We start from the raw sequence: 12,074 nt of genomic DNA, 5'->3' as shown, positions 1-12,074 counted from the left end.
ACCCTATCGGGGCGCGGTGACGGCGAAGAGCCCCGTCCGGCGAATGGACGGGGCTCCTGCTGTGGCGATCAGTTGAGGCGATCAGTGGTGACCGTGGCCGCTGGTGATCTCCTTGTACTCCTCGGCGGTGGGCTTGGCGATCTGGTTGTGCTCGCCGTAGTAGCCCTTGCTGAGCTTGGCGCGCAGCTTCGTCAGGGCCGAGGGCTTGCGCTCGACACCGTTCTCGTCGACCGTCGGGCCGATCTCGAGCGGCTGGTACTGGTCGTGCGCGGTGAGGGTGTGCAGCTGGCCCTGGCCGAGCGGCTCGTGGACCTCGACGAACTCGCCGTGCGGCAGGCGCTTGATGAGCCCGGACTCGCGTCCGTGCAGCACCTTGTCGTGGTCGCGGCGCTGGAGGCCGAGGCAGATCCGCTTGGTGGCGATGAACACGAGGACCGGCACCACGAAGAAGCCGACCCGGACGAACCAGGTGATGGCGTTGATCGACAGGTGGAAGTGGGTCGCCCACAGGTCGTTGCCACCACCGACGAGCAGCACGAAGTACCAGCTGAGCCAGGCGACACCGAAGGCGGTGCGGGTCGGCGCGTTGCGCGGCCGGTCCAGGATGTGGTGCTCACGCTTGTCGCCGGTGACCCAGGACTCGAGGAACGGGTAGACCGCGATCGCCGCCAGCACCAGCGGGAAGATGACCAGCGGGATGAAGACGCCCAGGACGAGCGTGTGACCCCAGAGGTTGATCTCCCAGCCGGGCATGACACGGATCAGGCCCTCGGAGAAGCCCATGTACCAGTCGGGCTGCGCGCCGGTGGACACCTGGTCCGGCCGGTACGGCCCGATGGCCCAGATCGGGTTGATCGAGGCGATGGCCGCGACGACCGAGATGATGCCGAAGACCAGGAAGAAGAACCCTCCGGCCTTGGCCATGTAGACCGGCAGCAGCGGCATGCCCACGACGTTCTTGTTCGTACGGCCGGGGCCCGCGAACTGCGTGTGCTTGTGGTAGAAGACCAGGATCAGGTGGGCCACCAGCAGGCCCATCATGATGCCCGGGAGCAGCAGGATGTGCACCGAGTAGAACCGGGCCACGAAGTCGCCGCCGGGGAAGTTCCCGCCGAACAGGAAGTACGCGAGGTACGTGCCGACGAGCGGCACGGACAGGACCGCGCCCTGCATGAAGCGGACACCCGTACCGGAGAGCAGGTCGTCCGGGAGCGAGTAGCCGGTGAAGCCGGTGAACATGCCCAGCACGAACAGCAGGAAGCCGAAGAGCCAGTTGATCTCGCGCGGCTTGCGGAACGCGCCCGTGAAGAACACGCGCATCATGTGCACGAACATCGCGGCCAGGAAGATCAGCGCGGCCCAGTGGTGGATCTGCCGCACGAGCAGACCACCGCGGACGTCGAAGCTGATGTTCACCGTCGAGGCGTACGCCTCGGACATCCGGATGCCCTGCAGGGGCTCGTACGAGCCGTGGTACACGACTTCGTTCATGCTCGGGTGGAAGAACAGCGTCAGATACACACCCGTGAGGATGATGATGATGAAGCTGTAGAGCGCGACCTCGCCCAGCATGAAGGACCAGTGGTCCGGGAAGATCTTGCGCATGTTGGCCTTGGCCAGGCCGTAGATGCCCAGCCGGCCGTCCGCCCAGTCGGCGACCCGCTCACCGGCGGGCGCCTTGCGCGTGGTCTGTGTCGTAGTACTCATCCGCGCTCCCAGAAGGCAGGACCGACGGGCTCTTCGAAGTCACCGAGGGCTTCGAGGTCGCCCTCGCTGCTCACGCCGATCCGCAGCTGCGGAAGCGCGTGCCCGGCCGGACCGAAGATGACGCGGGCGCCGTCGGAGAGGTCGAAGGTGGACTGGTGGCACGGGCAGAGCACGTGGTGCGTCTGCTGCTCGTACAGGCTGATCGGGCAGCCGACGTGGGTACAGATCTTGGAGAAGGCGACGATGCCCTCGTGCGCCCACTCGCGCTCGCGCTTGTCCTTGATGTCGTCCGGCTCGATGCGGATGATCATCAGGGCCGCCTTGGCGATCTGCGCCTGGAAGTCCTCCGCGTCCTCCTCCAGGCCCTCGGGCATGGCGAAGGTCAGCGAACCGACGGCGATGTCCTCGGGACGCAGAGGCTCCATCGTGTTCATGTTGATGAGCTTCTTGCCCTTGGCCCACAGGGTCGAGCGGAGCTTCTTCTCCGGCAGCGGACCGAGGTCGCGCAGCAGCACCACACCGGCGAGCGGCACCAGGGCCAGCGCGCCGAACATCGTGGTGCGGATCAGCTTGCGACGGCCGATCACGGACTCCTCGGCGCCGGCCTTGAAGTCGGCGAGGACCTGCGCCTTGACCTCGGGCGCCGCCTCGATCGGGTGACGCTCGGCAGCCGACTCGACGTCGGACATCAGGGTGCGCGCCCAGTGGACGGCGCCCGCGCCGATGGCGAAGAGCGCCACGCCCAGGGTGAGACCCAGGGAGAAGTTGAGCGCGCTCACGTGCCCGAACGGCCAGATGTAGACGATCTTGTCGACCGGGAAGATGACGTAGGACGCGATGAACGCGACCGTCGCCAGCATGGACAGGATGAACAGGTACGCGACGACTCGCTCGGAGCGGTTCGCGGCACGTTCGTCGATGTCCTGGATGCGCGGCTTGTGGGCCGGCAGCCCCGGGTCGGCGAACGGGTCGCCCGCACCCACTACCGCGCCGTGCGCGGTGTCCTGCTCGGTGAGCAGGCTCTTCTCTGGATTCTCTTCTTGGCTACTCATGACTTCTTGGCCTTAGCGGTGTGGGCCGCGACCCAGACGGCGACGGCGATCAGGAGACCCAGTCCGAAGATCCATGCGAACAGGCCTTCGCTGACCGGTCCGAGGCCACCGAGCGACAGGCCGCCCGGGCTCGCGGAGTCGTCACCGTTCACGGTCTTGACGTACGCGATGATGTCCTGCTTCTGCTGCTCGGGCATCGTCGTGTCGGGGAAGGAGGGCATGCTCTGCGGGCCGGTCTGCATGGCCTCGTAGATGTGCTTCGGGCTCACGCCTTCCAGGTTCGGCGCGTACTTGCCGTCCGTCAGCGCGCCGCCCTCACCCGTGAAGTTGTGGCACTGGGCACAGTTGGTGCGGAACAGGTCGCCACCCTTGGCGATGTCCGCCCCCTCGGGGCTGACCTGCTTCTCGGTCGGCGTGATCGGACCGGCGCCGAGCGACGCGACGTACGCCGCGAGCTGGTCGATCTCCCCCTGCGAGTAGACGACCCTCTTCGCCGGGATCTGGGCACCCGGCTGCTGCGCGGGCATCCGGCCGGTGCCGACCTGGAAGTCGACGGCGGCGGAGCCGACGCCGACCAGCGAGGGCCCGTCGGTGCTGCCCTGACCACTGGTTCCGTGGCAGCTGGCGCAGCCGACGGTGTAGAGCTTCTTGCCCTCCTCAATGGGGAGGGACTGGACGGATTCGTCTGCCTGCGCCTTGCCCGCAGGCGCAAACGCGGCGTACAGCCCCCCGGTAGCCGCCAGCGCGAGGAGTAGTACGACGACGGCCGCCAGTGGATGGCGTCGTCGTGCGGAGAGCTTTTTCACGGATTACCCCGGTGTCAGGATCTTCTGCGTCGATGGTGGGTGGGAGCGAGCGCCCGATTACTTGATCATGTAGATCGTCGCGAAGAGGCCGATCCACACGACATCGACGAAGTGCCAGTAGTAGGACACGACGATGGCTGCGGTCGCCTGTTCGTGGGTGAACCTCTTGGCTGCGTACGTTCTGCCGAGAACGAACAGGAAGGCGATGAGGCCGCCTGTCACGTGCATGCCGTGGAAGCCGGTGGTCAGGTAGAACACCGAGCCGTACGGGTCGGAGGACAGGGAGAGCCCGTCCTTCTTGACCAGCTCGGTGTACTCGACGACCTGGCCGCCGATGAAGATCGCACCCATGACGAACGTGATGATGAACCACGTCCGGAGCTTCTTCACGTCGCCCCGCTCCGCGGCGAAGACACCGAGCTGGCAGGTCAGGGAGGAGAGCACCAGGATCGTGGTGTTCGTCGCGGAGAACGGGAAGTTCAGATGATCGGACATCTCCTTCCAGTGATCCGGTCCCATCACCGATCGCAGGGTGAAGTACATCGCGAAGAGGGCCGCGAAGAACATCAGCTCGGAACTCAGCCAGATGATGGTTCCGACGCTGGTGAGGTTCGGCCGATTGACCGTCGGGTGCGCGTGCCCGGTTTCTACTGTCGTTGCTGTCGCCACGACCGACATTATGTCGGTCGCTTATCCCGCCCTCACTCCCGGGGGTGCCGTTCGGTGTGTCAGAGGGGTGTGTCCTCCCCGAACGGCCCAGTGAATCCATGTCATGAGCGGTGCTGACGGGCTGTCGGCGGGAGTACGATCCGCGCATCGGTTCATGCCCCGAGAGCCCCGACGACACAGCTGTCACGGAGGAACAATGCAGGCGACCGCCACGGTCCTGGTCTACAGCGACGATGCCAACGTCCGCGAGCAGGTGAAGCTCGCCACCGGGCGCAGGCCCGCGGCGGACGTGCCCGAGGTGCGCTTCCTGGAGTGCGCGACGCTCCCCGCGGTGCTGACCGCGCTGGACGCGGGCGGTGTCGACGTCTGCGTACTGGACGGCGAGACGGCGCCGGTGGGGGGCATGGGGGTGTGCCGGCAGATCAAGGACGAGGTGTTCCACTGCCCGCCGGTCCTGCTGCTCATCGGGCGCCCGCAGGACGCCTGGCTGGCCACGTGGAGCCGCGCGGACGCCGCCGTGACCCTGCCGGTCGACCCGGTCGAGTTCGCGGACGCGCTGGCGGCCCTGCTGCGCGAGCGGCTCCGGTCGGTGGCCAAGGCCTCCTGAGGCCGCCCGCGCGGTCCGTCCGTACGGTCGTCGCCGGGAGCGGCGCACGTCCCGGGGTCAGACCTGGGGGCGCAGGCGCGCCGCCAGCTCGGACACCGGGGGGTGCGCGCCGGCTCCGGGCGTGGCGCCGTGCAGGGCGCTGCCCTTCTGCCACGCCTCCCACGAGACGTTCCAGTCACCGAAGCCGTTGTCGAAGGGGGTCATGGTCTCCCCCTCGCTGCCGACGACCTTGACGACGTCTCCCTCGCGGACGGTGTCGAAGAACCATTCGGCGTTGTCCGTGCTCATCCCGGTGCAGCCGTGGCTGACGTTGGCGCTGCCCTGGGACCCGACGGACCACGGGGCGGCGTGCACGTACTCGCCGCTCCAGGTCACCCGCGTGGCCCAGTAGACCGGCAGGTCGTAGGACTCCGAGGAGCCCTCCGCGATGCCGACGGTCTCGCCGCGCATCCGGACGAACGGCTCCTTCCCGAGGACGACCTTGACGCCGTTGCGGGTGGAGAAGCCGGGCTTCCCGGTGGTGACCGGAATGGTGTTGATCACTTCTCCGTTGCGGAGCACCGTCATCTCGTGCGTGGAGGCGTCGGTGAGGGCCTCGATGCGGTCGCCGATGGTGAGCCGGAGCGGCTGGACCTCGGCCCCGTAGAGGGCGCTGGTCACCCTGATGCCCTTGAAGTTGCTGCTCACGTCGACGGTCGCGCCGGCGGGCCAGTACTCCTGCGGCCGGTAGTGCAGGATCTTGTCGTCGACCCAGTACCAGGAGCCGGTCACCGAGGGGGTGGAGCGGACCTTGAGGGCGCGCTCGACGGCGGCCCTGGAGGCCCTGTCGGTGACCGGAGCGCTGAGTTCCGCCGTGATGGGCTGTCCGACCCCGTACGTGCCCGTCCGCGGGCCGAAGGAGACGTTGAGGAGCTTCTTCGGGGAGGTCGTCCCGAAGGAGAGCGTACGGCTGCCGGGGGCGCCGTCCCCGTCCTCCGTGGTGACCCTCACCTCGTACCGCGCGCCGGCGGCGAGCGGGGCGGTGGAGTGCCAGCGTTTCCCGTCGGCGGCGAGTTCGCCGGCCAGCCGGCGGCCCGTGCTGTCGGCGGCCGTCACGTCGGTGATGCGTCCCTCGTCACCCTTGACGGTGACTTCCAGGGGCTTGTCGGGGTCGGCCTTCCCGTTCGGGGCATGGCCGTTGAAGGAGACCTGGTCGGCCGCGTCGAACGGCTTGGCCGAGAGCGGGTGGCCCTCGGAGTCCCCACAGGCGGTCGCACCGGCGACCAGGGTCACGACCAGCAGGGTGCAACTCACTACGGAGCGGATGCGCGGCGTGTCGTTCATGCACACACGCTAAGAAGATTCATCCGATCCAGCGCGTTCAAGGACTGCAAACGAGGGGCCCGGACCGCTCGTGTCGAGCAGTCCGGGCCCCTCGCGAGGTGCTATGGGTAACGCCGTGTCACTGGGTGCGGTTCTCACCGCGGTAGTACTCGAAGACCCAGCCGAAGAGGCCGATGGCCAGCATCGGGGCCGAGAAGTACGCCAGCCACCAGCCGAACGCGACGCTCATGAAGAGCAGCGCGCCGCCGATCGCCAGCGAGAGCGGCTGCCAGCTGTGCGGGGAGAAGAACCCCACGTCGCCGGCCTCGTCGGCCACATCGGCTTCCTTGTCGTCCTGAGCCATCTGGTCGACCCTGTTGGCCGTGAAGGCCAGGTAGAAGCCGATCATGAGGGACAGCCCGAAGGCCAGGACGAGCGCGGTGGTACCGACCGGCTCCTTCGACCACAGGCCGTACACGACGGCCATGATGAGGACGAAGACGCTCAGCCAGATGAACAGCTTGCCCTGGATCTTCACTTGCCTGCCTCCTTACCGCCGGCGAGCACCTTGTCGTCCTCGGAGTGGTGACCGAGCTGCTGCAGCGCGGAGATCTCCGGGTGGTGCAGGTCGAACGCCGGGGATTCGGAACGGATCCGCGGCAGGGTGATGAAGTTGTGGCGCGGGGGCGGGCAGGACGTCGCCCACTCGAGCGAACGGCCGTAGCCCCACGGGTCGTCGACCTCGATCTTCTTGCCGTACTTGGCGGTCTTCCACACGTTGTAGAAGAACGGCAGGATCGACAGGCCGAGCAGGAACGAGGAGATCGTCGAGATCGTGTTCAGCGCGGTGAAGCCGTCGGCCGCGAGGTAGTCCGCGTAACGACGCGGCATGCCCTCGGCACCGAGCCAGTGCTGCACCAGGAACGTGCCGTGGAAGCCCACGAACAGCGTCCAGAAGGTGATCTTGCCGAGCCGCTCGTCCAGCATCTTGCCGGTGAACTTCGGCCACCAGAAGTGGAATCCGGCGAACATCGCGAACACCACGGTGCCGAAGACGACGTAGTGGAAGTGCGCGACGACGAAGTACGAGTCCGAGACGTGGAAGTCCAGCGGCGGCGAGGCCAGCAGGACACCGGTCAGACCACCGAAGAGGAAGGTGATCAGGAAGCCGATCGACCAGAGCATCGGCGTCTCGAAGGAGAGCGAGCCCTTCCACATCGTGCCGAGCCAGTTGAAAAACTTCACCCCGGTCGGTACCGCGATGAGGAACGTCATGAAGGAGAAGAACGGCAGGAGCACGCCGCCCGTCACGTACATGTGGTGCGCCCACACCGTCACGGAGAGGCCCGCGATGGCGATGGTGGCCGCGATCAGGCCGACGTAGCCGAAGATCGGCTTGCGGCTGAAGACGGGGATGATCTCGCTGATGATGCCGAAGAACGGCAGCGCGATGATGTACACCTCGGGGTGTCCGAAGAACCAGAAGAGGTGTTGCCAGAGCAGTGCGCCGCCGTTGGCGGCGTCGAACACGTGGGCCCCGAATTTTCGGTCCGCCTCCAGTGCGAAGAGCGCGGCGGCGAGGACCGGGAAGGCCAGCAGGACCAGAACGGCGGTCAGCAGGACGTTCCACACGAAGATCGGCATCCGGAACATCGTCATGCCGGGCGCGCGCATGCAGATGATCGTCGTGATGAAGTTGACGGCGCCGAGGATCGTGCCGAAACCGGAGAAGGCCAGACCCATGATCCACATGTCGGCGCCGACACCCGGCGAGCGGACGGCGTCCGACAGCGGGGAGTAGGCGAACCAGCCGAAGTCCGCGGCGCCCTGCGGGGTGAGGAAGCCACCGACCGCGATGAGCGAACCGAAGAGGTACAGCCAGTAGGCGAACATGTTCAGCCGCGGGAACGCCACGTCGGGCGCGCCGATCTGCAGCGGCATGATCCAGTTGGTGAAGCCGGCGAACAGCGGCGTCGCGAACATCAGCAGCATGATCGTGCCGTGCATCGTGAACGCCTGGTTGAACTGCTCGTTCGACATGATCTGCGTACCCGGACGAGCCAGCTCGGCGCGCATGAAGAGCGCCATCAGGCCACCGATGCAGAAGAACGCGAACGACGTGACCAGGTAGAGCGTGCCGATCGTCTTGTGGTCAGTGGTGGTCAGCCACTTGATGACGACGTTTCCCGGCTGCTTGCGCCTTATCGGCAGCTCGTCCTCGTACGAGTCGTCTGCTGCCGCGGCACCCTGAGGTTCGTTGAGGATGCTCACAGTGTGTTCGTCTCCGCATTCCTGGCCGGGTCAGTCTGCTCGATGCCTGCCGGCACGTAGCCCGTCTGCCCCTTCTCCGCCAGCTCCTTGAGGTGCTGCTGGTAACGCTCGGGAGAGACGACCTTGACGTTGAAGAGCATCCGGGAGTGGTCGACGCCGCAGAGCTCGGCGCACTTGCCCTTGAAGGTCCCCTCCTTGTTCGGAGTGACCTCGAACGCGTTGGTGTGGCCCGGGATGACGTCCTGCTTCATGAGGAACGGCACCACCCAGAAGGAGTGGATGACGTCACGCGAAGTGAGGATGAAGCGGACCTTCTCCCCCTTCGGCAGCCACAGGGTCGGCCCCGGGTTGCCCGTCTGGGGGTTGCGCGTGCCCGGGACTCCCGCGTCGTAGACGCCGCCGGCGCCCTTCGGGAAGTCCGCGAGGTAGCGGTTGGGGATCGCCGAGAGCTCCGCCGGCGTCTTGGTGGTGGTCGGCGAGCCGTCCACGTCCTCGACGTAGTTGAAGGCCCAGCTCCACTGGTAGCCGACCACGTTGACGTTGTGGACGGGCTTGGTGGAGAGGGAGAGGAGCTTCGACTCGTCGCGGGCGGTGAAGTAGAAGAGCACCGAGACGATGATGAGGGGGACCACTGTGTACAGCGCCTCGATGGGCATGTTGTACCTGGTCTGCGGAGGAACCTCGACCTTGGTCCGGCTACGCCGGTGGAAGAAGGCACTCCAGAGGATCAGCCCCCAGACCAGGGCACCCGTGGCGAGCGCTGCCGCCCACGAGCCCTGCCAGAGGGAGAGGATCCGAGGGGCCTCTTCGGTCACCGGGGTAGGCATACCAAGGCGAGGGAAATCCTGCCAGTTGTACGAACAACCGGAGGCCGTCGCCAGGACCAGGCCCGCAGTCAGCACCTGCGGCAGCTTCCGCCGCATCGGGCGCCGCGACGAGCGGTCGGAGCCGTTGGGACTCACGTAGCGCCTTCCCGAGAGTCTCGCCCGCTACGGTCGGCGCGCCCGTATGTCTCTGGTCGGTCGCCGCCCTGTCGCGGGCAGGGGTTTGGATGTTTATGCGGACCAAACCCTACTGGACGCTATTTGGGGTCGCGCGGGGAGGGTGCCCAACGCGCCGTCCTACTCCCCGAAGGGGTGGAATCCCGGCTTCCGGGCGCGTTCTGACGTTCCCTCTCCTCCGTTCGCCGACGGCCGCCACCTGCGGCGGCCCGCTCGCGGGCTAGCGTGGCCGGGTGCCCTACTTCGACGCCGCCTCCTCCGCGCCCCTGCATCCCGTCGCCCGTCAGGCCCTGCTGGCCTCGCTGGACGAGGGCTGGGCCGATCCCGCGCGGCTCTACCGGGAGGGGCGGCGGGCCCGGATGCTGCTGGACGCCGCTCGCGGGACGGCGGCGGAGGCGGTCGGATGCCGCCCGGACGAGCTCGTCTTCACCCCTTCGGGGACGGCCGCGGTGCACGCGGGAATTGCCGGAGCTCTTTCGGGCCGTCGGCGTGTCGGCCGTCATCTGGTGGCCTCGGCCGTCGAGCACTCGTCGGTGCTGCACGCGGCGGCCGCGCACGAGGCGGCCGGCGGGTCGTTCGCCGGTGTACCGGTGGAGCGGACCGGAGCGGTGGATCCGGCGGTCTTCGGCGCCGCCCTGCGCGCGGACACCGCCCTCGCCTGCCTCCAGTCCGCCAACCACGAGGTGGGCACCGAGCAGCCGGTGGCGGCCGTCGCCGCGCTCTGCCGTGAGGCGGGGGTCCCCCTGCTGGTGGACGCGGCGCAGTCGCTGGGGTGGGGGCCGGTGGCGGACGGCTGGTCGCTGCTGACGGCGAGCGCCCACAAGTGGGGCGGGCCGGCGGGCGTCGGACTGCTCGCGGTCCGCAAGGGCGTCCGCTTCGCACCCGGCGGCCCGGCGGACGAGCGGGAGTCGGGGCGCTCCGCCGGCTTCGAGAACCTTCCGGCCATCGTGGCCGCCGCCGCCTCGCTGCGCGCGGTGCGCGCCGGGGCGGAGGCGGAAGCGGCGCGGCTGCGGGCCCTGGTGGACCTGGTGCGTGCCCGGGTGGCGGCCGGGGTGCCGGACGTGGAGGTGGTGGGCGATCCGGTGCGGCGGCTGCCGCACCTGGTCACCTTCTCCTGTCTCTACGTCGACGGGGAGTCCCTGCTGCACGAGCTGGACCGCGCCGGGTTCTCCGTGTCCTCCGGCTCGTCCTGCACCAGCAGCACGCTGACGCCGAGCCATGTGCTGAAGGCGATGGGGGTGCTCTCGGAGGGGAACGTGCGGGTCTCCCTGCCGGCGGGCACCCCCGCCGGGGACGTGGAGCGCTTCCTCGACGTGCTGCCCGGCGTGGTCGCGGAGGTGCGGGAGCGACTGGGGGTGCCGGCGGCCCCCGGTGTGTCCTCTCCCGCCGGCGGGGCGGCCGGGTCCCTGGTCGTGGACGCGCTGGGGCGGCGGTGTCCGATCCCGGTGATCGAGCTCGCCAAGGTGATCGGGGACGTACCGGTGGGCGGCACGGTGACCGTGCTCTCCGACGACGAGGCGGCCCGGCTGGACATCCCGGCCTGGTGCGAGATGCGGGAGCAGGAGTACGTGGGCGAGGAGCCGGCGGAGCGGGGTGCGGCCTACGTGGTCCGCCGGCTGGGCTGAGAACACTCCCGTACGGCCCGGACGACGGGACCGTACGGGAGGCTCCGCCGAGGATCAGGAGAGGTGGACGCGGACCTCGTCGGCGGCGTCGTGGCCGTACGCCTTGGTGAAGCGGTCCATGAAGCGGGAGCGGCGCAGGGTGTACTCCTGCGTGCCGACCGTCTCGATGACCAGGGTGGCGAGCATGCAGCCGACCTGGGCGGCGCGCTCCAGGCCGACGCCCCAGGCGAGGCCGGAGAGGAAGCCGGCCCGGAAGGCGTCGCCGACGCCGGTCGGGTCGGCCTTCGTCTCCTCGTCGGGGCAGCCGACCTCGATGACCGGTTCGCCGGTGCGCTCGATGCGCACCCCGCGTGCGCCGAGGGTGGTGATCCGGTGGCCGACCTTGGCCAGGATCTCCTCGTCGCTCCAGCCGGTCTTCGACTCGATGAGGCCCTTCTCGTACTCGTTGGAGAAGAGGTAGGTGGCGCCGTCCAGCAGTATGCGGATCTCGTCGCCGTTCATCCGGGCGATCTGCTGCGAGAAGTCGGCGGCGAAGGGGATGCCCCGGGTGCGGCACTCCTCCGTGTGGCGGAGCATCGCCTCCGGGTCGTCGGCACCGATGGAGACGAGGTCGAGGCCGCCGAGCCGCTCGGCGACGCTCTGCAGCTCGATGAGACGGGCTTCGCTCATGGCGCCGGTGTAGAAGGAGCCGATCTGGTTGTGGTCGGCGTCCGTGGTGCAGACGAAGCGAGCGGTGTGCAGCACCTCGGAGATGCGGACGGAGCCGGTGTCCACGCCGTGCCGGTCGAGCCAGGCGCGGTACTCGTCGAAGTCGGATCCGGCGGCACCCACCAGGACCGGGGCGGTGCCGAGCAGTCCCATGCCGAAGCAGATGTTGGCGGCGACCCCGCCCCGGCGCACGTCCAGTGCGTCGACCAGGAAGGAGAGCGAGACCGTGTGGAGCTGGTCCGCGACGAGCTGGTCGGCGAAACGGCCGGGGAAGGTCATGAGGTGGTCGGTGGCGATGGAGCCGGTGACTGCGATACGCACGGGAG

Annotated in this window: 11 protein-coding genes; 2 read left to right on the top strand and 9 right to left on the bottom strand. The window is 68.3% G+C overall.

Annotated elements, in window-relative coordinates; translation table 11 throughout:
* Positions 1 to 81: 81 nt before the first annotated feature.
* From PZB77_RS23525 to PZB77_RS23510, 4 genes are read right to left on the bottom strand one after another with little or no spacing between them, the layout of a single operon-like run.
* The gene (locus tag PZB77_RS23525) at positions 82 to 1,707 is read right to left on the bottom strand and encodes a cytochrome bc complex cytochrome b subunit (RefSeq protein WP_275494606.1); all 1,626 of its coding nucleotides are present in this window, start codon (positions 1,705 to 1,707) and stop codon (positions 82 to 84) included.
* Complete coding sequence (locus tag PZB77_RS23520; protein ID WP_275494605.1) at positions 1,704 to 2,759, bottom strand: Rieske 2Fe-2S domain-containing protein; 1,056 nt, start codon at positions 2,757 to 2,759, stop codon at positions 1,704 to 1,706. The genes PZB77_RS23525 and PZB77_RS23520 overlap by 4 nt, the downstream gene beginning before the upstream one ends.
* Complete coding sequence (locus PZB77_RS23515; RefSeq protein ID WP_275494604.1) at positions 2,756 to 3,565, bottom strand: c-type cytochrome; 810 nt, start codon at positions 3,563 to 3,565, stop codon at positions 2,756 to 2,758. The genes PZB77_RS23520 and PZB77_RS23515 overlap by 4 nt, the downstream gene beginning before the upstream one ends.
* A gap of 57 nt (positions 3,566 to 3,622) precedes the next feature.
* Complete coding sequence (locus PZB77_RS23510; protein ID WP_275494603.1) at positions 3,623 to 4,243, bottom strand: heme-copper oxidase subunit III; 621 nt, start codon at positions 4,241 to 4,243, stop codon at positions 3,623 to 3,625.
* 187 nt (positions 4,244 to 4,430) lie between these two features.
* On the opposite strand from PZB77_RS23510, the gene PZB77_RS23505 reads away from it, so the two are divergent.
* Positions 4,431 to 4,841, top strand: a complete 411-nt coding sequence (locus tag PZB77_RS23505; protein ID WP_275494602.1) for a hypothetical protein — start codon at positions 4,431 to 4,433, stop codon at positions 4,839 to 4,841.
* Positions 4,842 to 4,898: 57 nt separating this feature from the next.
* Here PZB77_RS23505 and PZB77_RS23500 read toward each other — a convergent pair whose 3' ends face one another.
* The 4 genes from PZB77_RS23500 to coxB form a co-directional block, all read right to left on the bottom strand.
* Positions 4,899 to 6,164 carry an Ig-like domain-containing protein gene (locus tag PZB77_RS23500; RefSeq protein WP_275494601.1) on the bottom strand — a complete coding sequence of 422 codons (1,266 nt, stop codon included), beginning with the start codon at positions 6,162 to 6,164 and terminating at the stop codon, positions 4,899 to 4,901.
* A 118-nt stretch (positions 6,165 to 6,282) separates the two neighbouring features.
* Positions 6,283 to 6,681, bottom strand: coding sequence for a cytochrome c oxidase subunit 4 (locus PZB77_RS23495; RefSeq protein ID WP_275494600.1), 399 nt, complete (start codon positions 6,679 to 6,681; stop codon positions 6,283 to 6,285).
* Complete coding sequence (ctaD, locus tag PZB77_RS23490; protein WP_275494599.1) at positions 6,678 to 8,414, bottom strand: cytochrome c oxidase subunit I; 1,737 nt, start codon at positions 8,412 to 8,414, stop codon at positions 6,678 to 6,680. Before ctaD ends, PZB77_RS23495 begins: the two co-directional genes overlap by 4 nt.
* Positions 8,411 to 9,376: a cytochrome c oxidase subunit II gene (gene coxB, locus PZB77_RS23485; RefSeq protein ID WP_275494598.1), complete on the bottom strand. Its 966-nt coding sequence runs from the start codon at positions 9,374 to 9,376 to the stop codon at positions 8,411 to 8,413. Before coxB ends, ctaD begins: the two co-directional genes overlap by 4 nt.
* Before the next feature lie 272 nt (positions 9,377 to 9,648).
* On the opposite strand from coxB, the gene PZB77_RS23480 reads away from it, so the two are divergent.
* Positions 9,649 to 11,040, top strand: a complete 1,392-nt coding sequence (locus PZB77_RS23480; RefSeq protein ID WP_275494597.1) for a cysteine desulfurase/sulfurtransferase TusA family protein — start codon at positions 9,649 to 9,651, stop codon at positions 11,038 to 11,040.
* Positions 11,041 to 11,094: 54 nt separating this feature from the next.
* Here the strand turns inward: PZB77_RS23480 and PZB77_RS23475 are convergent, their stop codons facing one another.
* Positions 11,095 to 12,069, bottom strand: coding sequence for a carbohydrate kinase family protein (locus PZB77_RS23475; protein ID WP_275494596.1), 975 nt, complete (start codon positions 12,067 to 12,069; stop codon positions 11,095 to 11,097).
* Between the last annotated feature and the right edge of the window lie 5 nt (positions 12,070 to 12,074).

The sequence above is a fragment of the Streptomyces sp. AM 2-1-1 genome (assembly GCF_029167645.1).
Lineage (GTDB): Bacteria > Actinomycetota > Actinomycetes > Streptomycetales > Streptomycetaceae > Streptomyces.
Note: the sequence above shows the minus strand (reverse complement) of the source record. Positions and strands in the feature narration are given on the sequence as shown.

Excerpts from the sequence above, each read along its gene's own strand:
- PZB77_RS23505 (WP_275494602.1), top strand. The coding sequence starts at position 4,431 with ATGCAGGCGACCGCCACGGTCCTGGTCTACAGCGACGATGCCAACGTC.
- PZB77_RS23500 (WP_275494601.1), bottom strand. The coding sequence starts at position 6,164 with ATGAACGACACGCCGCGCATCCGCTCCGTAGTGAGTTGCACCCTGCTG.
- PZB77_RS23510 (WP_275494603.1), bottom strand. The coding sequence starts at position 4,243 with ATGTCGGTCGTGGCGACAGCAACGACAGTAGAAACCGGGCACGCGCAC.
- PZB77_RS23525 (WP_275494606.1), bottom strand. The coding sequence starts at position 1,707 with ATGAGTACTACGACACAGACCACGCGCAAGGCGCCCGCCGGTGAGCGG.
- PZB77_RS23520 (WP_275494605.1), bottom strand. The coding sequence starts at position 2,759 with ATGAGTAGCCAAGAAGAGAATCCAGAGAAGAGCCTGCTCACCGAGCAG.